Genomic DNA, 22,367 nt, shown 5'->3' with positions numbered 1-22,367 from the left:
AAGGCTACTGCAACCGCTCAACCCTTACACTGGCGATGGGATTATCCCAGCGTTGCACTTCTCCAAGAGTGGACGTGGTGAGTCCGTCATCTCCGGTGACCACGCCAGCGTGGAGGTACACCGCATTCCGGACATCGTCCCGTACCGGGTTGAAGCCCTCTGCGAGCCCACTGGCGGCGGGGCCCGGGACCGTATCAGCAGATTCTGTATTGGCCTCGGTGCCGGCATCGTAACTGATGGCCAGGAAAGTCTCACTCTGGCCGACATCCCATCCCGACAGCCTGGCATCAATCACACCAGCCAGCCCATCGTTGGTATTGACCGGCATGGAAACCCAGCTCAGCGACAGATCGTGATCGTTGACGAGGCCTACGGATACCGTCAACTCCTCGGTTGCCCCGGGAGCAATGATGCCTTGCCCCGTCGCTGTCGAGAGCACATCACTGTCGGCATCGGCCGCCGAAATAAAATCGCTGTTATCCCCGCCTTCCGCCAGCTTTTCCAGACCGACCGTCGCAGGCTGTCCCAGCTCCAGCGCCTGCCAGCCGGAGTGGTGAATCACCACGGCTGCGGGCGAGAAGGGTTGGCCCGTGGTGAGGTTGGTAATGGTGACCCGGTACTGATACTCCGAGCCGCTGATCAGTGGGTTGTCGTTGCTGGATCCGCAGCCGGAAACCAAAGCCGCCAGGGGCAGCACCAGGAGCGTGTGTCTTGAGAAGATCATGTCGCACCTCCTGGCTATTTAACCGTCACGGTGACGCGGGCCACCGGATTCAGCCAACGGTGCAGCGTACTGACGATATCGCTGCTGCCGCCATTGAGATCGGTGTCGCCGAGATTGCCCCGATGGATGTGAACGTAGCCTTCGGCTGAGCTGGCGACACCGGTGCCATTGTTCCCCAGCACCGGATCGAGCGGTGGAGGTACGGGCATGCCGGGCTGGCCCGGTGTCCCACTGCCGCGGACTTCATCGTTGGCTTCCGTACCGGCGTCATAGGCGTTCAGGTCATAGGTGTAGGTGCCCGGTTCGGTGGGGATCTCCAGGCTGTTCAGAGCGAGAAATCCATCGTTGGTGGGCAACAACATCGCCACAATCGACAGCCGGGTGTTGGCGGCCGCGTTGTCGGTATTGAGCGTCGTGGTGGCGGATGCTCCCGGTGCCAGCAGACCGTTGGCCGGATCCTCGACCGTGGTGGCCCCCGCGGCATTGAGGACGCTCACGAGACCCGAGAGGTCGCCACCTTCGGCCATGGCCTGTAATTCGCTGGAAGCGGCGCTGCCGGTCTCGAACAGGGCGACATTGTCCGGGTGAGCAGTGATCAGCAAGGGCGTAAAATATATCCCCCGCGTTGGATTCGTGATTTCAACGTCGAATTGCGCTGCCTGTGACAGGAAAGGTGTGGCAGCCAGTGCTACTGCCAGAATGGTCCGTTTCATTGCGGTGACTCCTGTTCGATTGTCATTGTCCAGTCTAGTATTTCAGGAGGTTGGCAATCTGTGCATCACAAAAGAATCACGGTTTGTTGAACGTTTGGTCTCGGTGGTCAGGCAGGGAAGGTGGGGCTTTGATGCGGGTTGCTGATTATGCCTACGCTGAACTGACGGCTTTCCGGCAATATGCCTGTCGTCAGGAAAATCTATGCGCTAGTTTGATGGTGACTGTTTCAAAAAGCTGAGAGGCGTAATGATGGGATCACTGGAGGCTGCTCTGGAAGCTTGGTGGCTGCCTGGTTTGTCGGCGTTGCTGGCGGTGCTGTCCACTTACGTGGTTTACCGGCTGACTCTTGCGCTGATCCGCCATTTCACCGAATCGCGAACCGTTCCCCGCCTGTTCCTTGATGCAGCGGCACGAGCGCTCGGGGCGGTTCTGTGTTTACTGGCACTCAGTGGCGCCCTCAGTGCTGCGCCGGACGATCTCCCGTTACTCGCCGGCTTCAGGCAGGCGACGACCCTTTTTTTGATTCTGGCGATGACCTGGGCAGCGGTGCGGCTCACCTCGGCGATCGGAGAGGTGATCGTTGCCATGAACCCGGTTCTGGAAGGTCAGTGGCAACGTGCCAGAAAGGTCGAAACTCAGACCCGGTTCCTCGTTCGCTGTCTCAATATCCTGATTGTGATTATCGGTTTCGGCGCTGCGCTGATGACGTTTGAATCCGTCCGTCAGGTCGGGGCGAGTGTGCTGGCATCGGCCGGTGTCGGCGGTATCATTCTGGGCTTTGCGGCCCGTCCCGTGCTGAGCAATCTGCTGGCGGGCATGCAGATTGCGTTGACCCAACCCTTCCGTATAGACGATGTGTTGCATGTGCAGGGGGAGTGGTGCTGGGTGGAAGAAGTCACTGCAACCTACGTTGTTTTGCGGGTCTGGGACCTGCGGCGTCTGGTAGTTCCCTTGCAGTGGTTCATCGAGAACCCATTCCAGAACTGGTCTAGAAAAAGTGCCGACCTTCTCGGAACCGTCTTCATCTGGGTGGATTACACCATGCCGGTGGAACCCCTGAGGGAAGAGTTCAAACGTCTGCTGGACGAATCCGATCAGTGGGATGGGAAAGTGGCCACGGTCCAGGTGACAGACTCCAATGACCAGGCGATGCAGGTGCGATTCCTGATGAGTGCTCCGGATTCCAGCAAGAACTGGGATCTCCGCTGTGCCGTGCGTGAGGGGCTGGTCACCTATGTCCAGAAACATTACCCCTCTCATCTGCCTCGAATGCGTGCGCGGCTGGTGGACGAATAATTCGGTCACTTTTCCGTCATATCTCCGAAACACCCGTTGCGGGCCGTCTGGATAGAGGTATCCTGCCTCTACCCACACAGTTATCCACAGATTCTGTGAGTAACTGTCCGGGGAAAACTGTAAATAGGCCAGAACAGGCCTGTCAGATTAATTTACAGTGTCGCGTGGAGTGCCTGCGCTCTCTTTTTTTAACCTCATGAATGTAAAGCCGAAAATCTATAGTGGTATCTGGGTTGCACCTGTAAGCGATAGTTATCAATCTGTCGCTGGAAAAGGAAGTATCCCATGTCGTTAATCACTCGTATCGCAGCACTCGGTGCCCTGGGCTTTTCGCTCGCGGTTGCCACTCCCGCCTCTGCCAATCTGATCGTGAACGGTGGGTTCGAGAGTCCGGAAGTTGCAGCTGGCAGTTGGCAATATTTCAGCTCTGCCGATGTTGACGGTTGGAATGGTGACAACATCGAAATCTGGAACGACCTGAATGGTGTAACAGCCTATGAAGGTGACCAGTTCGCCGAACTGAACGCGCATCCATACTCCGGTAGCACGTTTGGTATCTACCAGAGCTTTGCGACCACAGCCGATCAGACCTATAACCTGAGCTTTGCCTACCGAGCGCGCCAGAGCAACGATGAGAGTTTCAACGTTTCTGTCACTTCTCCCAACGTGATCGGTGGACCTCTGGAAAGCTGGCTGATGGATGATCATGTTGTCGGTGAATGGAAAGTGTTCAGTACCACCTTCGTTGCACTGTCTGAGCTGACCACGCTGACCTTTTCCACCACCAACGCCAGCACCATTGGTAATTTCCTTGATGCTGTAGATGTGTCTGTTCCCGTGCCCGAGCCCGGCACCCTTGGCCTTCTGGGTTTGGGAGTACTGGGGCTGGGTATGGCCCGTCGTCGCCAATCTGCCTGATCCATTGCGCAACAGCGCACTGAGAAGGTCGCCCCTGGGGCGACCTTTTTTGTGGGTGCTCGAAAATCGCACCTGAGTCCGGTTTCGGGATTGAAACTCGCTCGAAGGTCACCGACAATCTCCCCTCAATAAGTTAACAAACACTCACTTTATTGAGCGGAAGCCGAAAGGAGAGCCCGGTGACAGAACTTGTGACGTACGAACTGAATGACGGTGTAGCCACGATAACCCTCAGCAATGGCAAGGCCAATGCACTGAGCCACGAGGTGTTTGAGGCTCTTAACGGCGCTCTTGACCGCGCGGAGCAGGACAAGGCGGTGGTCATCCTGACTGGTCAGCCGGGCATCTTCTCGGGCGGGTACGATCTGAAGGAAATGCAGAAAGGCCCAAAGGAAGCGGCAACACTGGTCAAGGTGGGATCCACCCTGGCGCATCGCCTGGCGGGATTCCCGCTGCCGGTCATCGGTGCCTGCAGTGGTCATGCGATTGCTAAAGGGGCCTTCATTCTTCTCTCCGTGGACTACCGCGTGGGTGTTGAAGGCAACTTCAAGCTGGGCCTGAATGAGGTCGCCATCGGGATGACCATGCACCACGCGGGCATCGAGATTGCCCGCCATCGCCTGACCCCGTCCCATTTCTATCGGTCCGTTGTAAACGCCGAGATTTTCAGTCCGCAGGATGCCGTGACGGCTGGCTTCCTGGATGAAACGGTGGCCCCGGAGCAGTTGCTGGAACGGGCAAACCAGATTGCCCAGCAGTTCCGGAAGCTTGATCTTCGGGCGCACAAGCAAACCAAGGTGAAGGCCAAGGCCGAGTACCTGGAGCTGTTGGGCCGGTGCATTGAGCAGGATGCAAAGAGCCTTGGGCTCAGCGATTAATCCGTCTGCCCTGGTCGATCAATCTCTCGATAACCGCGCCATCAGGCTTTGGGTGGCGCGCTCCTGAACCGGAACAACTTCGCAAGGATGATATCCGGCAATGACTGTATCCGGGTGTTGTAGATTTTCGCACTCTCGGTGTAGCTGTTTCTGAGCAGGGCGAGGTAGTTCTCCGTTTCCGCCATCATCGCCATGAACTGCTGAACCACCGTGTTGCCCTTCAAGTCCGGATAGTTCTCGATTCTGGCCTTAAGTGCCGCGGTTACCTGCTGTTCGAAACCAATCAATTGGTCTGTTTTGCCCCGGGCGCCAAGGGCCGAGGGATCTGCTGAACGGAGCCTGCCGATGGCCTCCAGCAATTTTTTCTCGTGGGTCAGGTAGCCTTTCACCGCTTTTTCCAGATTGGGCCAGAGATCATGCCGTTGCTGCAGGATGGTATCGATGTTGGCCCGGGCCCGCTCAACACGGTTTTTCAGGAAGATAATGTCGTTGTAGTGCAGGATGCCAATGTACAGGCACAGTACAACAGGTACGGTCAGGGCAGACAGAATGAGATTGTCCGGACTGAAACTGCCATCGGATGCCATCAGCGCCGTTGCGGAAAAGAGGAAAAGGCCCAGGCTGAGGGCAACGCCAACGAATCCCCGGGCACCCCGGTCGAGGATGATGTCGTCTTCCTTGTTGGCGCTGATGAGGAAGGGTGTCCCGTCGTCTTGCTGGATCGTCAGATGGTCGGGCCTGTCCCGGTCCAGCCCGGCAAACCCGATGCAATAGACGTTGATCAGCGTATCCAGGAAGCGCACGGTGTATCGCCGGTCACCGCGGGTTTCCGAATGGCTACGGGGGTATTCGATGTCAGCACCTTCGGGCTGTACCAGAACCTGGCCCTCGGAATCTTCCAGCCAGAAGGGCGCGCATTCTGATGTGTGCTCAATGGTGTGCCACTTTTCGTCTTTACCTGAGCCCCGTCGTTCCTCCACCTTGTAGTCGAAGGCAATGCATTTCTGGTCGGTCAGCGGATCCCTCAACGGCGGAAACGCATCGTCTGTATCGACTATGCCCTTGAGTTCCGAAAGCCCGAAGCTCAGGCCCTGGGTGCTGCTGGTGGGGACTGCTTCCATCAGGCGTTTGAATTTGACGGTCCGGATTGCCAGGTAAAGGAGGCCGATCGCAAGAATAAAGCTACCCAGGGTCAGAGCCCAGCTGATCCAGCCATGCTGGTAGTGCCCGTGGGGTTGTCGGTCGACGATCTGCTGGGCCATTGCAGCAGTATTGTCATCGAGCGGTGGAACGGGCAGGCGGTTTTCAACAACGCGCTGGAACATCCATTGATCGAGCCAGCCACTGGTGCTGCGCCGGATCAACTGCTCCAGAGCCGCGACGTCAGCGAGCAGAAGGGAATTCTGTTGGGCTCCGTCCAGCGCTTCGAAACGTGTTTCGTAAAGCGAGGCTATGGCGGACCATTCCGCATTGAGCCGGGCGATGCCCAGAGTGGAGAGCCCGCCGGTGACGACCACCGAGAGGGTAAGGACGTAGATCCAGAACCGGTGAATGTTCAGGGCGGTCAGTGTCAGGGCCAACCCCAGTGCGAGCAGGCCAGTGGCAATGGAAATCCGGATGGCGGCGCCGAACAGCCGGTCACCACCGTCCACGTCCAGTGATTGGCTGGACACCATGGCTGGCAGACTGAATCGAGACAGGTCGCGGAACACCACTTCCTGGTCGGTCGGCAGATAACGGCCGACAACCCGGGCGTGGTCACCCGGAACCAGTGCCCACTCCGAGTACATCCGGTCGCCGACCTCCCGGTAATAAGAGCGGTTGAGGTGCCATTCAATACCGGATTCGGGGAAGTCCGTGGTGATTGTAACCGACCCGCTGTCGTCCTCCAGTACAAAAGGTCCCCCACGTTCGCCTGAGTCCAGGGTACGGACGTGACGATCGCCATCCGAATCCCGATACTCCTCTTCGAGCTTGTAGCGGACGTAAACGGCCTTTTGGGTCGAGTAGGGCGTGGTAACCGTGCTGGATCGATCACTGACGTTGCCGGCAATCGCATAGGGGCCGCTGGCCAGGGCCCCGATCGGTGTTTCTGGCAGGCGCTCCAGCTGACGGGCCTGGGACAACTGGTTCAGGCCCTCGTGCATCAGATAGTAGGCGCCGCCCAGAGCGGCCATTGCCAGCAAGGCCATGATGAGTCGGCCGGGTTTGCTGGCAATGTTGAAACGCCGTCGGAAGTAACTGGTTCTCAACTCGCCGGCGCCACCCTGTTCAGAAACTCGGTGATGGCTGCATTCACCGGCCCTGGATGGGACAGGTTGGCGGCATGGCCTGCTCCGGGAACGGTCACGAGTGTCGCATCGGGCAATCCGTTGGCCAGGATTTCCGCTCGCTCCATCGGGATGGCGATATCGGCTTCCCCATGAACGACCAGGGCCGGACAACGGATCTCCGGAAGACGGTCAGTGACGTCATCCCGGCTCGCCAGTGTCTGGAAGTTATTGCCCACGTTCGCGGCGGACATGGTTTTCCATTTGGACTTCCAGTAGTCGGCGTCCTCGAAATCGCTGCCCAGGATGATCTGGGCAATCGTGGTTCCGATTTCCGGTGTCAGTCCGTGTTCCATGAAGGTGCCGATCAGCGCCTGATAGGCGGGGATTTTCTCTTCCAGTTCCTTGCCTGCCTGGGTATCCAGAAGAATCAGGCCCTGAACCTTGTCCGGGTGGGTCAGGGCGCAGCGAAGGGAGAGGAAACCACCCTGGGACATGCCAGCGAGTATGGCTTTTTCGACACCCAGATGGTCGAGCAGGGCAGCCAGATCGTCAGCCGAGTCGTAGTAGGAAAATGGCGAGGGGCTGTCGACTGCGGTCTGGCCGTGCCCTCGTTCATCCCAGACGATGCAGCGATAACGGTCGCGGAAGGCCTCCACCTGCGGCGCGAACATTTCGTGATCCATCATCAGCCCGTGGGAAAACACAAGGGCCGGGCCGCTACCGCCCGTATCTTTGTAGTACAGGCGTTGACCGTTTACATCTGCAAAAGCCATGGCATGTCCTTATTTTTGTTGAGGTAAGTTCTGGAGACTAGCCAAGCTTCTGAAGGTAATCAAACACCGCTGCAAAATCGTCACGTCCGTGTCCTGCGCTGTTGGCCTGGCCATAGACGGATTTGGCAAGGCCGGCGAGGAACAGAGGCTGTTTCTCCTCGTAGGCGGTCACGTCCAGTAGATGCAGATCCTTGAGCATGAGTTCCAGGGGAAACTGGGCTTCATAATCGGCTTCTTTGATCAGTCCTGCCTTGCCCTTCAGGAAGGGCGCTGTAACCGGCAGGTTGGGCAGGGTATCCATCAGGAAATCCCGGCTGAAACCGAGTTTTTCGCCCAGCAGTGCGGTTTCGGAGTACACCAGCATGTTCTGGGCAAGCAACGCGTTGACGAGCATCTTGAAAGCGCTGCCCTGGCCGGACGGGCCGACGTGCAGGATTTTCTGGCCCATATGTTCCAGCAGCGGGCGAACCTGCTCGACATCGTCGGATTCGCCACCGAGCAGGAACGTGAGTTCGCCGGTTTCCGCGGGCATCTTGGTGCCGGCTACCGGGGCGTCCAGAAAGCGCAGTCCTGCCTTGTGCGCTCGCTCCGCGCATTCGCGAGTGTACGAAGGGTTCACGGTCGAGCAGTTGACCCAGAGTGCGTTTTCCGCCATCGCATCGACAAACCCTTCATCGCCAAATGCCACGCTCTCAACCGCCTCCGGCGCACTGAGCATGGTGAACACCACGTCCGCGTCGACAACGGCATCGCGGGCCGAGGTTGCTGTCCGGGCGCCGGCATCCTTGAGGGGCGCCATCGCCTCGGCGGACCGGTTGAAAACGGTGAGAGTGATCCCTTCATGCTTGAGCAGGTTGTTGGCCATTCGACTGCCCATGATGCCAAGCCCGATAAAAGATACCTTCATACCTGTTCTCCTGTGATGCTTCCCATGAATGTGATTCAGCTGGATTCTGCTGAAATCTCCCTGAACGCCTGGACGAGCGTATCCGGTTCCTGCGCGCCGGAGATGAGGTACTTCCTGTTTACGATGAACGCCGGCACAGCGCTGACACCTGCTTGCTGATAGGTGGCCTCGTCTTCACGCACCGCCTGTGCGTAGCGGTCAGAATCCAGTACCTGTCTGGCTTCCTGTGGTTCCAGACCGACATTTTCAACACACTGCGCAAGGACGTCATGATCTGAAACATCTTCCGCTCTTCCGAAATAGGCTTCAAACAAGGCCTTTTTCATCTCGGTCTGTTTGCCGTGTTCCTCCGCCCATTTCACCAGGCGATGGGCATCGAAGGTGTTCTGGGTGTAGCGCTCCTGCATCTTTTCAAAGTTGAGCCCGAGGTTCCGGGCGATCTCGATCATCTGGTCCTGGTTTGAACGCATCTCAGTTTCACTGCGTCCATACTTACGGGCGAGTGCCGGAAGGATGGGCTCGCCCTCACCGGTATGATCCGGGTTCAGCTCGAACGCATGCCACCGGACGGCGAACTCGTGCTCCGATTCCAGCTGTTCCATGGCCTTCTCCAGACGGGCATAGCCAATGGCGCACCAGGGGCATGCGATGTCGGAAACAATGTCGATCTGTATCTTGCTCATGGTGGCTCCTATCGATTATCGGGCCGAGTCGTGGTATATCAGCAGCCCTGTTGTTCACCTTTCCGGAATCATTAGACATGCCAAAAGCCAGCGAGATCAAAAAAAATCAGGCCATCGAATACGAGGGTCGCGTCTATTTCGTCAAGGACATCGAGCGCTCTGTCCCCCAGGGTCGTGCCGGTGGCAGTCTGTATCGGATGCGTATGTACGACGTCGTCACCAACCAGAAGCTGGACGAAACCTTCAAGGATTCCGACATGCTTAACCAGGCGGACCTGGTCCGTCGGCCAGCGACATTTTCCTACGCCGACGGCGATGAATACGTGTTCATGGACTCAGAAGATTTCACGCAGTACATGCTGAATCGGGAGGCCATCGAAGACGAACTGTTGTTTATCAACGAAGACACCCAGGGCCTGATGGTCATTCTGGTGAGCGATGCGCCGGTGGCGCTGGATCTGCCGCCGACCGTGGAACTTCAGATCGAGGAGACCGATCCATCGGTGAAGGGCGGCTCTGCAACCGCACGAACCAAGCCAGCCAGGCTCACCACCGGTCTGGTGGTTCAGGTGCCCGAGCATATCTCCACCGGTGACCGGATCAAGATCAACGTTGAGGAACGCAAGTTCCTGAGCCGCGCCTGAGCCGCCTGGCTAGGCCACCGAATCAATCTCTTCCCGGGTCAGTGGTCGATACTGCCCCGGGGCGAGATCGCCTTCCAGAATCAGATCCCCCATGCGTTCCCGGTGCAGCGACATCACCCGGTTTCCTGCCGCCCGGAACATGCGCTTGATCTGGTGGTAGCGCCCCTCGTAGATCGTGACCCGTGCTTCACGTTCCCCCAGCCGCTCCAGTATTGCCGGTGAGGTTATCAGTCCCTCGTAGGCAAACCAGATGCCTTCGGCGAACCGCTCGACAGCCTCTTGTGTAACCGGGTTTTCCGTGGTCACCCGGTAGACCTTGGGGATCTTTACCCTGGGTTCGGTCAGCCGGCGGGACCACTGGCCATCGTTGCTCAGGATCAGCAAGCCTGTACTGGCCCGGTCCAGGCGACCGCCAATATGGAGGTGGGGGCGGAGCCTGTGATCGATCAGGTCCAGTACGGTCGGATGCACGGGGTCGGTGGTGGCGCTGAGGTAGCCGGCGGGCTTGTGAAGCATGAGGTAATAGGCCGGTTCCGCCCGTTGGAGGATATTATCGTCGATCCGTACCTCCCGGAATCGGCTGATCTCCCTTTTTCCATCCCGGCAAATGCGGCCGTCGACGTAAATCCGGCCCAATGCCAGCATACGGTTGGCGTCCCGCCGGCTGATGCCGTTCTGGTTGCTGAGAATCCGGGAAAGTTTCATAGTGCTTGTCAGGACAGGTCGTCAGGATCCGGCTGCGGGATGCTGACGTTTTACAGGAGGCGGGCACGGATGGGCAAGGCTTATCGCTATACCCTGGGGCAGCGGGTGTATCGCTTCGAGGGGCTGGCGGATTTGATGGCGAGGGCGACACCGGCTCGATCGGGCGACCGGTTGGCCGGTGTGATGGCGCGTTCTGCCGAGGAACGGGTTGTTGCGCAGATGGCCCTTGCCGAGGTGCCGCTGAAATCGTTTCTGAACGAAGCGCTGATTCCCTACGAAGCGGACGAAATTACCCGCCTGATTCTGGACGACCATCAGTTGAGCGCCTTCGATCCCATTGCCCATCTGACGGTGGGTGACTTCCGGAACTGGCTGCTCAGCGATGATGCCACGCCGGAGATGCTGACGGCTCTTCGCCCCGGACTGACGCCGGAGATGGTGGCCGCAGTGAGCAAGCTGATGCGCAATCAGGATCTGATCCTGGTTGCCAAAAAGTGCCGCGTCGAGACGGCCTTTCGCAGTTCCATTGGCCAGCCCGGGCGCTTGTCGACCCGGCTGCAGCCCAACCATCCCACAGATGATGTCACCGGCATTGCGGCCAGTATCCTGGATGGACTGCTCTACGGAAACGGGGATGCCGTGATTGGCATCAATCCCGCCACGGACAATGTGTCTCAGAGCGTCCGGTTGCTCAATCTGGTTGACGATGTGATCCGTGAATACGCCATTCCCACCCAGTCCTGCGTGCTGACACACGTGACCAATACGCTTGAGGCGATGGAGCAGGGCGCGCCCGTGGATCTCGTATTCCAGTCCATTGGTGGCACCGAAGCCACGAACCGAAGTTTCGGAGTGGATCTGGCAGTTTTGAGAGAGGCCCGGGATGCGGCATTGTCACTCAAACGCGGAACCCTGGGCGACAATGTGATGTATTTCGAAACCGGGCAGGGCAGTGCCCTCTCTGCAGATGCTCACCACGGGCTGGATCAGCAGACCTGCGAGGCCCGGGCCTACGCCGTTGCACGCAAGTTTGAGCCGCTGCTGGTGAATACCGTCGTTGGTTTTATTGGTCCCGAATACCTGTTTGATGGCAAGGAAATCATCCGGGCGGGCCTGGAGGACCATTTCTGTGGCAAGTTGCTGGGCCTGCCCATGGGCTGCGACATCTGCTACACCAACCATGCGGAAGCCGACCAGAACGACATGGATAACCTGCTGACCCTGCTGGGTGTGGCCGGGTGCAACTTCATCATGGGAATCCCCGGATCGGACGACATCATGCTGAACTACCAGACCACCTCGTTTCACGATGCGTTGTACGTGCGACAGGTCCTCGGGCTCAAGCCTGCACCCGAATTTGAGCGCTGGCTGGTGGATATGCAGATCATCCAGAGCGAGACAGGGCGCTTGATGGCCTATGTGCCGGAGCGATTTGCGACGGCATTGAAGCGCCTGCCTTCCAGTGGGACAGGAGTCGGGCATGGCTGAGGGCAAAAAAACACCAACCCCGGCGGTCACCGCCAATCCCTGGCGTAGGCTGAGAGCCTATACCGATGCCCGGATCGGGCTGGGACGCGCTGGAGTCAGCCTCCCCACGAGTGAACTGCTGGCCTTTCAGCTCGCCCACGCCCAGGCCCGCGATGCCGTACACCTGGCTCTGGATATGACGACATTGTGCGAGCAACTGGAACGGATCTCAGGCCGGGCGCCGCTGCGTCTGCACAGCCGGGCCGTCGATCGGGTGACCTATCTGCAGCGTCCCGATCTGGGGCGCTGTCTGGATGAAGACTCCCGGTCCCGATTGCATATGCCGGAAGCATCCGCCGCATCGCCGGTGGATCTGGCCGTCGTGGTGGCCGATGGTCTGTCCTCCTTTGCCGTCCAGAACAATACAGGCCCCTTTCTTGAAGCCTTTCTGTCACAGCTGGATGCGTCTGGCGAAACGTGGTCCCTGGCACCGATCACGGTGGTTGAGCAGGCCCGGGTGGCGGTGGGCGATGAAATCGGCGATCTCCTGAATGCCCGGGCCGTTCTGGTGCTCGTCGGTGAACGCCCAGGGCTCAGTTCCCCTGACAGTCTGGGGCTCTACCTGACCTGGGCACCGGCACCCGGCCGGACCGATGCGGAACGCAACTGCATCTCCAACATCCGGCCGGCCGGACTTGATGTCCGGGAGGCGAGCCGACGGGCCCTGTATCTGCTGCAAGAAGCCCGGCGGTTGAAAATCTCGGGGGTGTCGCTGAAGGACCGGTCGGAAACCCCTGTTCTGGAATGCGTAACGGGCCCCGGTAATTTCCTGACGGGTTAATCCTCGGTCCGGGGGGCCAGTCTCAGGAAGACGCCCAGCGCGGCCAGTAGCAGGGCTGTGCTGACAATAATCGCAACCGGGTAGTAAAGGTTGCCTGCCAGCTCAAGCTGGCTGTACTTGATGATCATGATCAGGCCTTCCAGCGACATTGCGACGCAGGCAGTGCCAATAAATCGAGGAAGCGTGCGCCGGAGCATGGTGATGACGTCGTGGGATTCGGAATGCCCGCTGTATTCGGACCGTATCACCATGGCCAGTTCGTAAACAGCCAGGGCAATGATGCTGCCATTAACGGCCTTGATCAGAACCTGTATCAGCTCGAGCCCCGCGCCCAGCTGTTCAAACAGATCAATGGCCGTCGCTGAAATCAGACAGAACGCCAGGCCGAAAAACAGGAGTGAAAACAGTCTCGCAAACAGGGCGCGGATCGGGATGGCGGTCAGCAGGTGGATCATGGATTCTGTGCTCCGAAATCACGTTGGGAATCTGTCACGACAGGCTACCGATTCTCTTTTCGGATTTGCTTGCCGCCGTCTTAGGGTTTATTAATCTCCGAATCATTACTGAAGGCCTTTGCTGGCCTGGATGGTAGATTGAGCGCTTTCCGATGGAGAGATCCCGATTGATGTCTGCCAAGATACTTCGCTGGGTGGCCTGGACCTTCCTGGGGCTGCTGCTGATCGTGACGGCCCTGGTGCTCGTGTTCCGCTTTGTGAACCCGCCGACGTCGGCTTTCATGCTCACGTACAAGGTGACGCACCAGGCTCCGGATCTCCGGCAGGAGTGGGTGTCGTACGACCGGATCTCTGCCTGGATGTCGCTGGCGGTGGTCGCCAGTGAGGATCAGCGTTTTCCCTATCATTGGGGCGTGGATTTCCGGGCCATTCAACATGCCGTGTCGGAATACATCGATGGCGACGGACTTCGAGGTGCCAGCACCATCACCCAGCAAACGGCCAAGAATCTGTTCCTGTGGAACGGCCGGAGCTTCGTTCGAAAGGCGTTGGAAGCAGGACTGGCGCTTACGCTTGAGGCGCTCTGGTCCAAACAGCGGATCCTGGAGGTGTACCTGAACGTTGCTGAATTCGGCCCGGGTATTTATGGCGTTGGGGCCGCTAGTCAGGCCTTTTTCGGGATCCCGGCGAGTCAGTTGTCGCGGACCCAGGCGGCCATGCTGGCTGCGGTGCTTCCCAATCCGCGGATACTGCGTGTCGATCAGCCCACGTCCTATGTTTGGGAGCGGGTTCGATGGATTCGCCGTCAGATGGCGCAGTTGGGGGCCGGGTATCTTAAGCGCCTTTGAGACCGGATCAGAATCTCAGACCTCCGCAATCATCAGCTTCTTCATCAGTTTGCGCCAGCCAATGGGTAGCCTTGCCTCCAGTGCTGCCAGATGAGGCAGGTCCAACGGCCAGGGATAGAAGGGTTCCTTGCAGCCGTAAATCACCGTGTTGTTGGTCCGGCTTCTGAAGTACAGCAGGCAGGGGAATTGTCTGACCAGTTCCCGGTACAGGGGGCTGGTTTCATCGGGCGGGCGGTGATAATTCAGGATCAGCCAGCCGTCGTCGGACAGGGCCTGGCTGCAATCCTTGATGAACCGGCGCTGCGCCTGGGCCGGGCTCATCCGGTCGGCGCCATAGAGATCGGTAAAGATCATCCGGGTGCTGGCCGCGGGCAGATCCGCAACGATTTTGCGGGCATCGCCGAGGGTGATCTCAAGGCGGTCAGACCGTGGTAGCGCGAACCATTCATGGGCCACTTCGACTACTTTCGGACGAAGCTCGACCACATGCACGGCACAGTCCGGAAGCAGGTGGTACAGGCCGTGGGCGAGGGCTCCGCCGCCCATTCCCAACACGGTGACGTGGGCCGGCGTCGCGAACGCTGCGGGTAACAGCATGGCACGGCTGTATTCATGTACTGGCACGTGGGGCGCGGCGCGGGCGATCTTGCTCTGTTCAAACACCGAGTCGAAGCTGAGCACTCGGTGTTTGCGGTCGTCAATCACCAGTATATTGCCCACAGCATCCCGGGTGACATGGACTATGTCGCCCCGGATTTCCGGCTTTTGCATCGTCACTCCCCCGGCATTTGGGCTATGGTTACAGTAAGAGCCGTTGTGGCCCGGCTAAAGGAGGATACCGGAAAGTGACCGATCAAGCAGGTCATGCGCGCGCTGTCGGGGCTCTTACCGAGGGCGCCAGGCATTATGTCCTGATTCTGTTTCCCCGGCTGCTGAAGGACATTCGGCGGATCGGTGTACCGGAGGTCGTCCGTACCTCCGGGCTCGCCGAAAAGGAAGTGACCAGCCTGTATTTCCACTTCGCGGCGATTGCCCGCCTGTTACCTGACGATCCCGACCGCATCACGCCAGACCTCTGGGAACATTTCACCTATTGCGTGCAGGTGATGAGCGGCATGGTAAGTGCCGCTTCCCTGGATGACATGGTGGAGGCGAGGGAGCAGGCCGTGCGCAAATACCTGCCGCAAGCCCGGGAGTCCCTGGAACAGGAGTTCGAGGAACAGCGTCACGAGGGTACCGTTGACTTCCGGCTTGCCGGCCTGCTCCGTCAGGCGGACTCGCCGGCACATTCCCGGGAGTTGTGCATGGAGGCGATTCGTCGGGAACGGGAAGACCGGTTCGAGTCACTCAAGGCACTGAATACGTCCCGGTTGAACCGGAATCAGGCGTATGTGGTGGAGTCGGCGCGGGCATATGTGGTTCGCGAAATGGCGGCAGCACCGGAGGATTTTGCCACGATCGACCTGGTTATTCGTCTGCTTGACCTCCTGCGCGCGGTGCTGATTATGGAGAATCGGCCGGACAGTCCGGTATCGGAAGATGTATCGGTCGAGCGAATCGTATTGGGTATCGGCAATGTTCTCTACCGCAAAGAGCTTGGCCTGGCGCTTGCTGGCTGAGGTCAGCCCTGGATGGTCCCGAACCCGGCCTAGAGGCCGGCATCTTTCACGCTTTCCATAACCACAAAGGTACTGGTTTGCAGCACGTGCGGCAGGCTGGAGACCTGTTCACCCAGCACCTGTCGATACTCGGCCATGTTACGGGTCCGGATTTTCAGCAGGTAGTCAAAGTTCGCCGCCATCATGTGGCATTGCTCGACCGCCGCGATCTGTCGCACCGCCTCGTTGAAAGCGGCCAGCGCTTTGCTGCTGGTGTCGTTGAGCGTGACCTGGGCGAAGGCGATATGGGCCAGCCCCAGTTTGGTCTGGTTTAGCAGTGCGGTGTAGCCGGTGATGTAGCCCTGTTCTTCCAGGCGGCGCATCCGGACCTGGCAGGGCGTTTTGGACAGGCCGACCCTGGAGGCCAGATCCGTTACCGTGATCCGGCCGTTTCTCTGTAATTCCCGAATGATCGATAGGTCGATCCTGTCGAGTTCCGTCATGGCTGCTATCCTTTCAGAACACCAGTACAAATCCTGGCCAAAAGTCGAAATAACCAATTTTAGTGGATAGGCAGTAAAAATATACATTTTTCTGTTTTAAAAAAAGAACAATGTCGGTCAAAACCTGGGCGTAATAGGAGAATGACTTGTACAAGCTTCGCTAAAATGCGGTTAAGAGACCAACAACGAGGAGGGTACGATCATGGGACCGCAGCAATCAGCGACTCCAACGCTTGAGGAAAGCCGTCAGGCCATTCGCAGGAACTACCTGGCGGGCGAGTATGAGGTCATTCATCGACTGATTGCTGACGCTCAGTTGTCCCAGGCCGAGCGCGAGGCCATTTCCGCCCGTGCCGCAGACCTGGTGCGTAGCGTCCGCAACAATGCCAGCCCGACCATCATGGAGAAATTTCTGGCGGAGTACGGACTGACCACCAAGGAAGGCGTTGCGCTGATGTGCCTGGCCGAAGCATTGCTTCGGGTCCCGGATAACCTGACCATTCACGACCTGATCGAAGACAAGATCACCTCGGGCAACTGGGGTGCGCATGTCGGCAAGGCCAAGTCCGGCATGATCAATTCCGCGACCGTGGCTCTGCTTATGACCAGCAACCTGCTCAAGGATTCCGAGCGGCAGAGTGTTGGCGAGACCCTGCGCAAGCTGGTCAAACGCATGGGCGAGCCGGTGGTTCGCACCGTGGCTGGTCAGGCGATGAAAGAAATGGGCCGCCAGTTTGTTCTGGGGCGTGACATCGAGGAAGCCCAGGACCGGGGTAAGTCCTACGTTGAACGTGGCTACACCTATTCCTACGACATGCTCGGCGAAGCCGCCCGCACGGATGCAGACGCCCAGCGCTATTACCAGTCCTACTCCGATGCCATTGATAGCATCAGCAAGAATTGCAAAGGCGATGTGCGTACCAACCCGGGCATCTCCGTAAAGCTCTCGGCTCTGCTGGCCCGCTACGAGTATGGCCAGAAAGAACGTGTGATGAACGAACTGATGCCCCGGGCACTGAAGCTGGCTAAAAAGGCCGCCGCAGCGAACATGGGCTTCAACATCGACGCCGAAGAGCAGGATCGTCTCGATCTGTCCCTCGATGTGATTGAAGCGATCCTGTCCGATCCAGAGCTGAAGGGCTGGGATGGTTTCGGTGTCGTGGTCCAGGCGTTCGGCAAGCGCTCAGCCCAGACCCTGGACTGGCTGTACGCGCTGTCCGAGAAGCTGGACCGCCGCATCATGGTGCGCCTGGTGAAAGGCGCATACTGGGACGCTGAGATCAAGCGTGCCCAGGTTATGGGCCTGAGTGACTTCCCGGTGTTTACCCGCAAGGCATGCAGTGACGTTTCCTACCTGTCCTGCGCCAAACAACTGATGGGCATGACCGACCGGATCTACCCGCAGTTTGCGACCCATAATGCCCACTCGGTGTCGGCGGTTCTGGAGCTGGCCAAGGATCTCGACCGCTCGAAATTCGAATTCCAGCGTCTGCATGGCATGGGTGAGTCCCTGCACGATCAGGTGCTGCAGGACAGCGGCGTCCCGTGTCGGATCTACGCGCCGGTCGGTGCCCACAAGGACCTGCTGGCTTACCTTGTCCGCCGTCTGCTGGAGAACGGTGCCAACAGCTCCTTCGTGAACCAGATTGTCGATACCAGCATTACGCCCGAAGAAATTGCCAGGGATCCGATCGACGCAGTGGTCGCCCTGGGCAAGGATATCTCAAGCAAAGCCATTGTGCCGCCGGCGAAGATCTTCGGAGACCAGCGTCGTAACTCCAAGGGCTGGGACATCACCGATCCTGTTACCGTGGCAGAGATTGAAGAGGGGCGCGGCAAGTTCCGGGAGCATCAGTGGAAGGGTGGCCCCATCCTCGCTGTCGAGTCTTCCAGCGAGGACGTCCATGAGGTTCGCAACCCGGCCGACCCCGATGACCTGGTGGGACACATGACCTTCACGTCCGAAGCCGACATCAGTGCAGCACTGGACGCCGCACAGGAAGGTTTCAAGAGCTGGTCTGCCCGGTCTGCGGAGGAACGGGCTGTGTGTGTTCGCAAGGTGGGTGACCTCTACGAGGCGAATGCCCACGAGCTGTTCGCGCTGACCACCCGGGAGGCGGGTAAGTCCCTGCTGGACGCGGTGGCGGAAATCCGTGAAGCCGTGGACTTCGCGATGTTCTATGCCAATGAAGGCATCCGCTACGAACAGGATGGCGAGGCCCGGGGTGTGATGTGTTGTATCTCGCCCTGGAACTTCCCGCTGGCGATCTTTACCGGCCAGATCCTGGCGAACCTGTCCGCGGGCAATGCGGTCGTCGCCAAACCGGCTGAACACACCTCGCTTCTGGCCGCGCGGGCGGTCGAGCTGATGCACGAAGCGGGCATTCCCCGGGATGCCATCCAGTTGTTGCCGGGCACCGGCTCGACGGTTGGCTCTGCGCTGACCTCGGATGCGCGGGTGACCGGTGTGTGCTTCACTGGCTCCACGGCGACGGCCCAGCGTATCAACAAGGCCATGACCGAGAATATGGCGCCAGACGCACCGCTGGTGGCGGAAACCGGTGGTCTGAACGCCATGATCGTCGATTCGACGGCGCTGCCTGAACAGGTCGTCCGGGACGTGCTGGCGTCGTCGTTCCAGAGCGCCGGTCAGCGCTGCTCCGCACTGCGGATGCTCTATGTCCAGAAAGACATTGCCGATCACCTTCTGGAGATGCTCTACGGTGCTATGGAGGAACTCGGCATTGGCGATCCGTGGCAGCTGTCCACCGATGTGGGACCGGTAATCGATGAACCATCCCAGAAGAAGATCGTTGATCACTGCAACAAGTTCGAGCAAGCCGGCAAGCTGTTGAAGAAAATCGACGTACCCGGCAAGGGCCGTTTTGTGTCGCCCGCGGTGCTGAGGGTCAGCGGGATTGAGGAAATGGAGGAAGAGATATTCGGTCCGGTCCTGCATGTGGCAACGTTCGAGGCCAAGGACATCGACAAGGTGGTCGATGCGGTCAATGCCAAGGGCTACGGTCTGACCTTCGGTATTCATAGTCGGGTCGATCGCCGGATCGAGCATATTGCCAGCCGGATCCACGTTGGTAACACCTACGTGAACCGGAACCAGATCGGCGCCATCGTCGGTTCCCAGCCATTCGGTGGTGAGGGCCTCTCCGGCACTGGTCCGAAGGCCGGTGGTCCGTTGTATGTCCGCCGTTTCCTCAAGGGTGAGACCATCGAGAGACCGTCCAGCTCCAGCGACAAGGTCATCGGTGCGGGCAAGGTACAGAAGCTGATCGATCAGGTGGCAGCGATCAAGGCACCCAAGCCGGAGGCGCGCCAGGAGACGCTGAAACCGTTCTTCGGTGACGTTCCCGCGCCCATGGACAAGGGCTATCTGGAAATGCCCGGACCCACCGGTGAGCAGAATCATCTGTCCTTCCACGCTCGTGGTGTCGTGCTCTGTCTGGGACCCGATGCGGATTCCGCCATGGAGCAGGCAGCAACCGCGCTGTCCCAGGGCAACCAGGTTGTGGTGATTGCGCCCGATGCCGAGAAAAAAGTGGCGGATGCCGCCGGGGCCGGTCTGCCGATTGCGGCGATCGATGGTGTGTTGGACCCGGATGCGCTGACCGAGCTGTCCGGTTTCGAGGCGGCGGTCAGTGTGGCCGAGAAGCCTTTGCTGAAACAGTACCGTCAGGCCCTGGCCAAACGTGATGGGGCGTTGCTGCCGATCATCACCGAGCATACGCTGGACCAGCGCTTCGTGATCGAACGGCATCTGTGTGTTGATACTACGGCGGCAGGTGGTAACGCCAGCCTGATTGCGTCCGCCGAGTAACAACAACGCCGATTGAAAAGCCCCCGGACAGAGAGCCTGTCCGGGGGCTTTTTTATGGGTGCGCTGCCGGTTGTGTTCAGTTGGAAGCGTACCGGTCCCGAAGGATGCCCACGCGCTCGACGTAGGCCTTGGTCTCGGCGTAGGGAGGAACGCCCTTGTAGCGGGTGACGGCACCCGGGCCAGCGTTGTAGGCCGCCGTCGCCAGTCGGACATTGCCGCCAAATTTCCGAAGCATCCGGGCCAGATAGCTGACCCCGCCACGAATGTTGTCGGCCGCTTCCAGGGCATTCGATACCCCCAGTTCCCGGGCGGTTCCCGGCATGAGCTGCATCAGCCCCTGGGCGCCGCGGGGCGATACGGCATCGGCATTGAAACCGGATTCGGCATGGATGACCGCACGGACAAGGGCCGGGTCGACGTCGTACTTCCGGGCGGCGGTCCGGATCTCCTGTCGGTAGGGCTTCAGGAACAGCGGCGTTTTGCGCCAGTCGATGGTGGAATCCGGATCACAGGCATAGCACTGGAAGTGGATGACGTCGAAGGAGGCGTTGCGCGGGCGAACCCCACTGTAAGAGACCACGCCGTTCTTGTCTTTGAAACGATAGACCGTCGCGCTGGCGGTGGAGGCGATGGGCGCGTCGGAGTCTGTGCTGTTGGTGAACTCGACGGTGCCGTCGGGATGGACGATGCGTTTGATTCCCCCTCCAGCGGCCGGCAGGGACGTCAGCAGCAGACAGAGAGCAACGGCAGTTGAGAGAATGGAGTCTGATCGTCGTGTCATGGTTTGAGCCAAGCGGCCAATCGCGGAATACCCAGAGACCCTCATTATTTCAGCATGGGCGACTGAGGCAAAGGACCGGCCTCTCATTATTCGTTACGAAATGCAGCGGCAGGTTTCTCTGTGGCCGGTTCCTGTGACAGCCGGGTGCCTGACCAGTTTTCCATAAGCCGGCAGGTCACCAGGTCGCCGGTCACGTTTATTGCAGTACGACACATATCCAGAATCCGGTCTACACCCATGATCAGCGCGATGCCCGAAGCGGGAATGCCCACGGTTTCGAGTACCATTGCCAGTATCACAATGCCCACGCCTGGTGTGGCGGGTGAACCGATCGAGGCTCCGACCGCCATGGCCACCACCAGTGCCAGACTTCCCATGCCCAGATCAATGCCGTAGACCTGGGCCAGGAAGACTGTCGCTACCGCCTGGTAAAGGGCCGTGCCGTTCATGTTGATGGTCGCCCCCAGTGGAATGACAAATTCCGCAATGGAGGGTCGCACACCCAGTTTGTCCTCGGCTGTCCGAATGGACAGCGGCATGACCGCAGCGGAGCTGGATGTGGAGAAGGCCAGCAGGAGAACGTCCCGGGTATCCTTCAGGAATTTCAGAGGCGGTTGCCCGATGGCCACTTTCAGGAATACCAGGTACACGGCCATGAGTACCAGCAGGGCAATCAGGACCGTCATGACGTAGGCGGCCATGCCGAGCATAGACCGGAAACCGATCGTGGTGGTGAGCTGGGCCATCAGCCCGAATACCGCGAACGGAGCGAGTCGCATTGCCCATTTCACCACCGTCATGCAGACCTGTTGCAGGGAATCCAGCAGATCCAGCATCGGGCGGGATTTTTCCGGCGCCATCGTAACCAGTGCGATACCGACGACGATCGAGAAAATGACGATCTGCAGCATCTGACCTTCAACCATGGCGTCCAGCGGGTTACCCGGCAGCAGACCGATCAGAGTCCCGGGCAGGTCGCCGAGTGCGGGTACCGTTTGGGCGAGCTCCTGGCCGTCTGCCGGGGCGGGCGGTGCCATCAGACCGGTCATCATATCCCCCGGACTGATCAGGTTCCCGATCCAGAGGCCGATGGATGCAGCCAACGCTGTCGTTACCACGAAAAACGCCGAAACCCGCAAGCCCAGCTTGCGGAGCTGGTCGAGGTTTTCACTCGCCGCCAGTCCCCGGATAACAGACGCAATAACCAGCGGGATCACGATCATCTGGATCGTCGCAAGGAACAGTTGTCCCGGAAAGGCCAGCCAGTTACCGATCAGAGTGCCGGTGGCCGGTGATACCAGACCGACGGATGGTCCCAGGAGCGTTCCGGTGATCAGGCCCAGCCCCATGCCAATCAGAACCTTGAGCCATAGCCGGCCCTTGACCAGTCCGGACAGATACACACTGAGGTGCCGGAACGGGCGCAGAGGAGCCTCGGTGAAATTTCCCTTGTGATCTGTCATTGTTGGAGCATCCGTGTTCTTGCCATGTGTCCACCTAAGCCTAGACTGAAAGCAGTTCAATCAT

At 59.2% G+C, this 22,367-nt stretch carries 21 protein-coding genes; 9 read left to right on the top strand and 12 right to left on the bottom strand.

Annotation, left to right across the window (positions count from 1 at the left end; translation table 11 throughout):
* Positions 1-4: 4 nt before the first annotated feature.
* Both MSNKSG1_RS10070 and MSNKSG1_RS10065 read right to left on the bottom strand, forming a co-directional pair.
* A complete protein-coding gene (locus MSNKSG1_RS10070; protein WP_008939156.1) occupies positions 5-724 on the bottom strand; it encodes a spondin domain-containing protein in 720 nt (239 codons plus the stop codon).
* A 14-nt stretch (positions 725-738) separates the two neighbouring features.
* Entirely contained in the window at positions 739-1,437 is a 699-nt protein-coding gene (locus tag MSNKSG1_RS10065) for a spondin domain-containing protein (RefSeq protein WP_008939155.1), read from the bottom strand.
* A 247-nt stretch (positions 1,438-1,684) separates the two neighbouring features.
* Between MSNKSG1_RS10065 and MSNKSG1_RS10060 the strand changes: the two genes are divergently transcribed.
* From MSNKSG1_RS10060 to MSNKSG1_RS10050, 3 genes are all read left to right on the top strand, one after another.
* Entirely contained in the window at positions 1,685-2,734 is a 1,050-nt protein-coding gene (locus tag MSNKSG1_RS10060) for a mechanosensitive ion channel family protein (RefSeq protein ID WP_040886746.1), read from the top strand.
* 285 nt (positions 2,735-3,019) lie between these two features.
* Positions 3,020-3,652 (top strand): PEP-CTERM sorting domain-containing protein, encoded by a 633-nt coding sequence (locus tag MSNKSG1_RS10055; protein WP_008939153.1) that lies wholly within the window; start codon positions 3,020-3,022, stop codon positions 3,650-3,652.
* Between the two features lie 179 nt (positions 3,653-3,831).
* Positions 3,832-4,530: a crotonase/enoyl-CoA hydratase family protein gene (locus tag MSNKSG1_RS10050; RefSeq protein ID WP_008939152.1), complete on the top strand. Its 699-nt coding sequence runs from the start codon at positions 3,832-3,834 to the stop codon at positions 4,528-4,530.
* Positions 4,531-4,571: 41 nt separating this feature from the next.
* On the opposite strand, the gene MSNKSG1_RS10045 is transcribed toward MSNKSG1_RS10050, so the two are convergent.
* From MSNKSG1_RS10045 to MSNKSG1_RS10030, 4 genes are read right to left on the bottom strand one after another with little or no spacing between them, the layout of a single operon-like run.
* On the bottom strand, positions 4,572-6,782 hold the full coding sequence (locus tag MSNKSG1_RS10045; protein ID WP_008939151.1) for a LemA family protein: 2,211 nt from the start codon (positions 6,780-6,782) through the stop codon (positions 4,572-4,574).
* Positions 6,779-7,576 carry an alpha/beta fold hydrolase gene (locus tag MSNKSG1_RS10040; protein ID WP_008939150.1) on the bottom strand — a complete coding sequence of 266 codons (798 nt, stop codon included), beginning with the start codon at positions 7,574-7,576 and terminating at the stop codon, positions 6,779-6,781. The genes MSNKSG1_RS10045 and MSNKSG1_RS10040 overlap by 4 nt, the downstream gene beginning before the upstream one ends.
* Positions 7,577-7,613: 37 nt before the next feature.
* Entirely contained in the window at positions 7,614-8,483 is an 870-nt protein-coding gene (locus tag MSNKSG1_RS10035; protein WP_008939149.1) for an NAD(P)-dependent oxidoreductase, read from the bottom strand.
* Positions 8,484-8,518: 35 nt separating this feature from the next.
* Positions 8,519-9,166: a DsbA family oxidoreductase gene (locus tag MSNKSG1_RS10030; protein WP_008939148.1), complete on the bottom strand. Its 648-nt coding sequence runs from the start codon at positions 9,164-9,166 to the stop codon at positions 8,519-8,521.
* A 77-nt stretch (positions 9,167-9,243) separates the two neighbouring features.
* On the opposite strand from MSNKSG1_RS10030, the gene efpL reads away from it, so the two are divergent.
* Positions 9,244-9,810, top strand: a complete 567-nt coding sequence (gene efpL / locus MSNKSG1_RS10025) for an elongation factor P-like protein EfpL (RefSeq protein ID WP_008939147.1) — start codon at positions 9,244-9,246, stop codon at positions 9,808-9,810.
* Between the two features lie 9 nt (positions 9,811-9,819).
* Here the strand turns inward: efpL and MSNKSG1_RS10020 are convergent, their stop codons facing one another.
* On the bottom strand, positions 9,820-10,515 hold the full coding sequence (locus MSNKSG1_RS10020) for a pseudouridine synthase (protein WP_008939146.1): 696 nt from the start codon (positions 10,513-10,515) through the stop codon (positions 9,820-9,822).
* A gap of 69 nt (positions 10,516-10,584) precedes the next feature.
* Between MSNKSG1_RS10020 and MSNKSG1_RS10015 the strand changes: the two genes are divergently transcribed.
* Both MSNKSG1_RS10015 and eutC read left to right on the top strand, forming a co-directional pair.
* A complete protein-coding gene (locus tag MSNKSG1_RS10015; protein ID WP_008939145.1) occupies positions 10,585-12,003 on the top strand; it encodes an ethanolamine ammonia-lyase subunit EutB in 1,419 nt (472 codons plus the stop codon).
* A complete protein-coding gene (gene eutC / locus MSNKSG1_RS10010; RefSeq protein ID WP_008939144.1) occupies positions 11,996-12,823 on the top strand; it encodes an ethanolamine ammonia-lyase subunit EutC in 828 nt (275 codons plus the stop codon). Before MSNKSG1_RS10015 ends, eutC begins: the two co-directional genes overlap by 8 nt.
* Here eutC and MSNKSG1_RS10005 read toward each other — a convergent pair.
* A complete protein-coding gene (locus MSNKSG1_RS10005; RefSeq protein WP_008939143.1) occupies positions 12,820-13,278 on the bottom strand; it encodes a hypothetical protein in 459 nt (152 codons plus the stop codon). The two genes, eutC and MSNKSG1_RS10005, sit on opposite strands and share 4 nt — an antisense overlap.
* A gap of 170 nt (positions 13,279-13,448) precedes the next feature.
* Here MSNKSG1_RS10005 and mtgA point away from each other — a divergent pair, with 170 nt between their 5' ends.
* Complete coding sequence (gene mtgA, locus MSNKSG1_RS10000; RefSeq protein ID WP_008939142.1) at positions 13,449-14,126, top strand: monofunctional biosynthetic peptidoglycan transglycosylase; 678 nt, start codon at positions 13,449-13,451, stop codon at positions 14,124-14,126.
* A gap of 15 nt (positions 14,127-14,141) precedes the next feature.
* On the opposite strand, the gene MSNKSG1_RS09995 is transcribed toward mtgA, so the two are convergent.
* On the bottom strand, positions 14,142-14,897 hold the full coding sequence (locus MSNKSG1_RS09995; RefSeq protein WP_008939141.1) for a spermidine synthase: 756 nt from the start codon (positions 14,895-14,897) through the stop codon (positions 14,142-14,144).
* A 74-nt stretch (positions 14,898-14,971) separates the two neighbouring features.
* On the opposite strand from MSNKSG1_RS09995, the gene MSNKSG1_RS09990 reads away from it, so the two are divergent.
* Positions 14,972-15,745, top strand: coding sequence for a hypothetical protein (locus MSNKSG1_RS09990; protein ID WP_008939140.1), 774 nt, complete (start codon positions 14,972-14,974; stop codon positions 15,743-15,745).
* 29 nt (positions 15,746-15,774) lie between these two features.
* Here MSNKSG1_RS09990 and MSNKSG1_RS09985 read toward each other — a convergent pair whose 3' ends face one another.
* The gene (locus MSNKSG1_RS09985) at positions 15,775-16,227 is read right to left on the bottom strand and encodes a winged helix-turn-helix transcriptional regulator (protein ID WP_008939139.1); all 453 of its coding nucleotides are present in this window, start codon (positions 16,225-16,227) and stop codon (positions 15,775-15,777) included.
* Between the two features lie 202 nt (positions 16,228-16,429).
* Between MSNKSG1_RS09985 and putA the strand changes: the two genes are divergently transcribed.
* Entirely contained in the window at positions 16,430-20,059 is a 3,630-nt protein-coding gene (gene putA / locus MSNKSG1_RS09980; protein WP_008939138.1) for a bifunctional proline dehydrogenase/L-glutamate gamma-semialdehyde dehydrogenase PutA, read from the top strand.
* Between the two features lie 76 nt (positions 20,060-20,135).
* Here putA and MSNKSG1_RS19610 read toward each other — a convergent pair whose 3' ends face one another.
* Positions 20,136-20,840 carry a transglycosylase SLT domain-containing protein gene (locus MSNKSG1_RS19610; protein WP_008939137.1) on the bottom strand — a complete coding sequence of 235 codons (705 nt, stop codon included), beginning with the start codon at positions 20,838-20,840 and terminating at the stop codon, positions 20,136-20,138.
* An 86-nt stretch (positions 20,841-20,926) separates the two neighbouring features.
* Positions 20,927-22,303, bottom strand: a complete 1,377-nt coding sequence (locus MSNKSG1_RS09970) for a dicarboxylate/amino acid:cation symporter (protein ID WP_008939136.1) — start codon at positions 22,301-22,303, stop codon at positions 20,927-20,929.
* Positions 22,304-22,367: the final 64 nt, after the last annotated feature.

The organism is Marinobacter santoriniensis NKSG1, assembly GCF_000347775.1.
GTDB classification, from domain to species: Bacteria; Pseudomonadota; Gammaproteobacteria; order Pseudomonadales; family Oleiphilaceae; genus Marinobacter; species Marinobacter santoriniensis.
The sequence above is the reverse complement of the archived record's forward strand: the minus strand, read 5'-3'. Positions and strand labels throughout refer to the sequence as shown.

Bases quoted from the DNA above. Each gene is read 5' to 3' on its own strand.
- MSNKSG1_RS10070 (WP_008939156.1), bottom strand. From the start codon at position 724: ATGATCTTCTCAAGACACACGCTCCTGGTGCTGCCCCTGGCGGCTTTG.
- MSNKSG1_RS10065 (WP_008939155.1), bottom strand. From the start codon at position 1,437: ATGAAACGGACCATTCTGGCAGTAGCACTGGCTGCCACACCTTTCCTG.
- MSNKSG1_RS10060 (WP_040886746.1), top strand. From the start codon at position 1,685: ATGATGGGATCACTGGAGGCTGCTCTGGAAGCTTGGTGGCTGCCTGGT.
- MSNKSG1_RS10055 (WP_008939153.1), top strand. From the start codon at position 3,020: ATGTCGTTAATCACTCGTATCGCAGCACTCGGTGCCCTGGGCTTTTCG.
- MSNKSG1_RS10040 (WP_008939150.1), bottom strand. From the start codon at position 7,576: ATGGCTTTTGCAGATGTAAACGGTCAACGCCTGTACTACAAAGATACG.
- MSNKSG1_RS10035 (WP_008939149.1), bottom strand. From the start codon at position 8,483: ATGAAGGTATCTTTTATCGGGCTTGGCATCATGGGCAGTCGAATGGCC.
- MSNKSG1_RS10030 (WP_008939148.1), bottom strand. From the start codon at position 9,166: ATGAGCAAGATACAGATCGACATTGTTTCCGACATCGCATGCCCCTGG.
- efpL (WP_008939147.1), top strand. From the start codon at position 9,244: ATGCCAAAAGCCAGCGAGATCAAAAAAAATCAGGCCATCGAATACGAG.
- MSNKSG1_RS10020 (WP_008939146.1), bottom strand. From the start codon at position 10,515: ATGAAACTTTCCCGGATTCTCAGCAACCAGAACGGCATCAGCCGGCGG.
- MSNKSG1_RS10015 (WP_008939145.1), top strand. From the start codon at position 10,585: ATGGGCAAGGCTTATCGCTATACCCTGGGGCAGCGGGTGTATCGCTTC.
- eutC (WP_008939144.1), top strand. From the start codon at position 11,996: ATGGCTGAGGGCAAAAAAACACCAACCCCGGCGGTCACCGCCAATCCC.
- MSNKSG1_RS10005 (WP_008939143.1), bottom strand. From the start codon at position 13,278: ATGATCCACCTGCTGACCGCCATCCCGATCCGCGCCCTGTTTGCGAGA.
- mtgA (WP_008939142.1), top strand. From the start codon at position 13,449: ATGTCTGCCAAGATACTTCGCTGGGTGGCCTGGACCTTCCTGGGGCTG.
- MSNKSG1_RS09995 (WP_008939141.1), bottom strand. From the start codon at position 14,897: ATGCAAAAGCCGGAAATCCGGGGCGACATAGTCCATGTCACCCGGGAT.
- MSNKSG1_RS09985 (WP_008939139.1), bottom strand. From the start codon at position 16,227: ATGACGGAACTCGACAGGATCGACCTATCGATCATTCGGGAATTACAG.
- putA (WP_008939138.1), top strand. From the start codon at position 16,430: ATGGGACCGCAGCAATCAGCGACTCCAACGCTTGAGGAAAGCCGTCAG.
- MSNKSG1_RS19610 (WP_008939137.1), bottom strand. From the start codon at position 20,840: ATGACACGACGATCAGACTCCATTCTCTCAACTGCCGTTGCTCTCTGT.
- MSNKSG1_RS09970 (WP_008939136.1), bottom strand. From the start codon at position 22,303: ATGACAGATCACAAGGGAAATTTCACCGAGGCTCCTCTGCGCCCGTTC.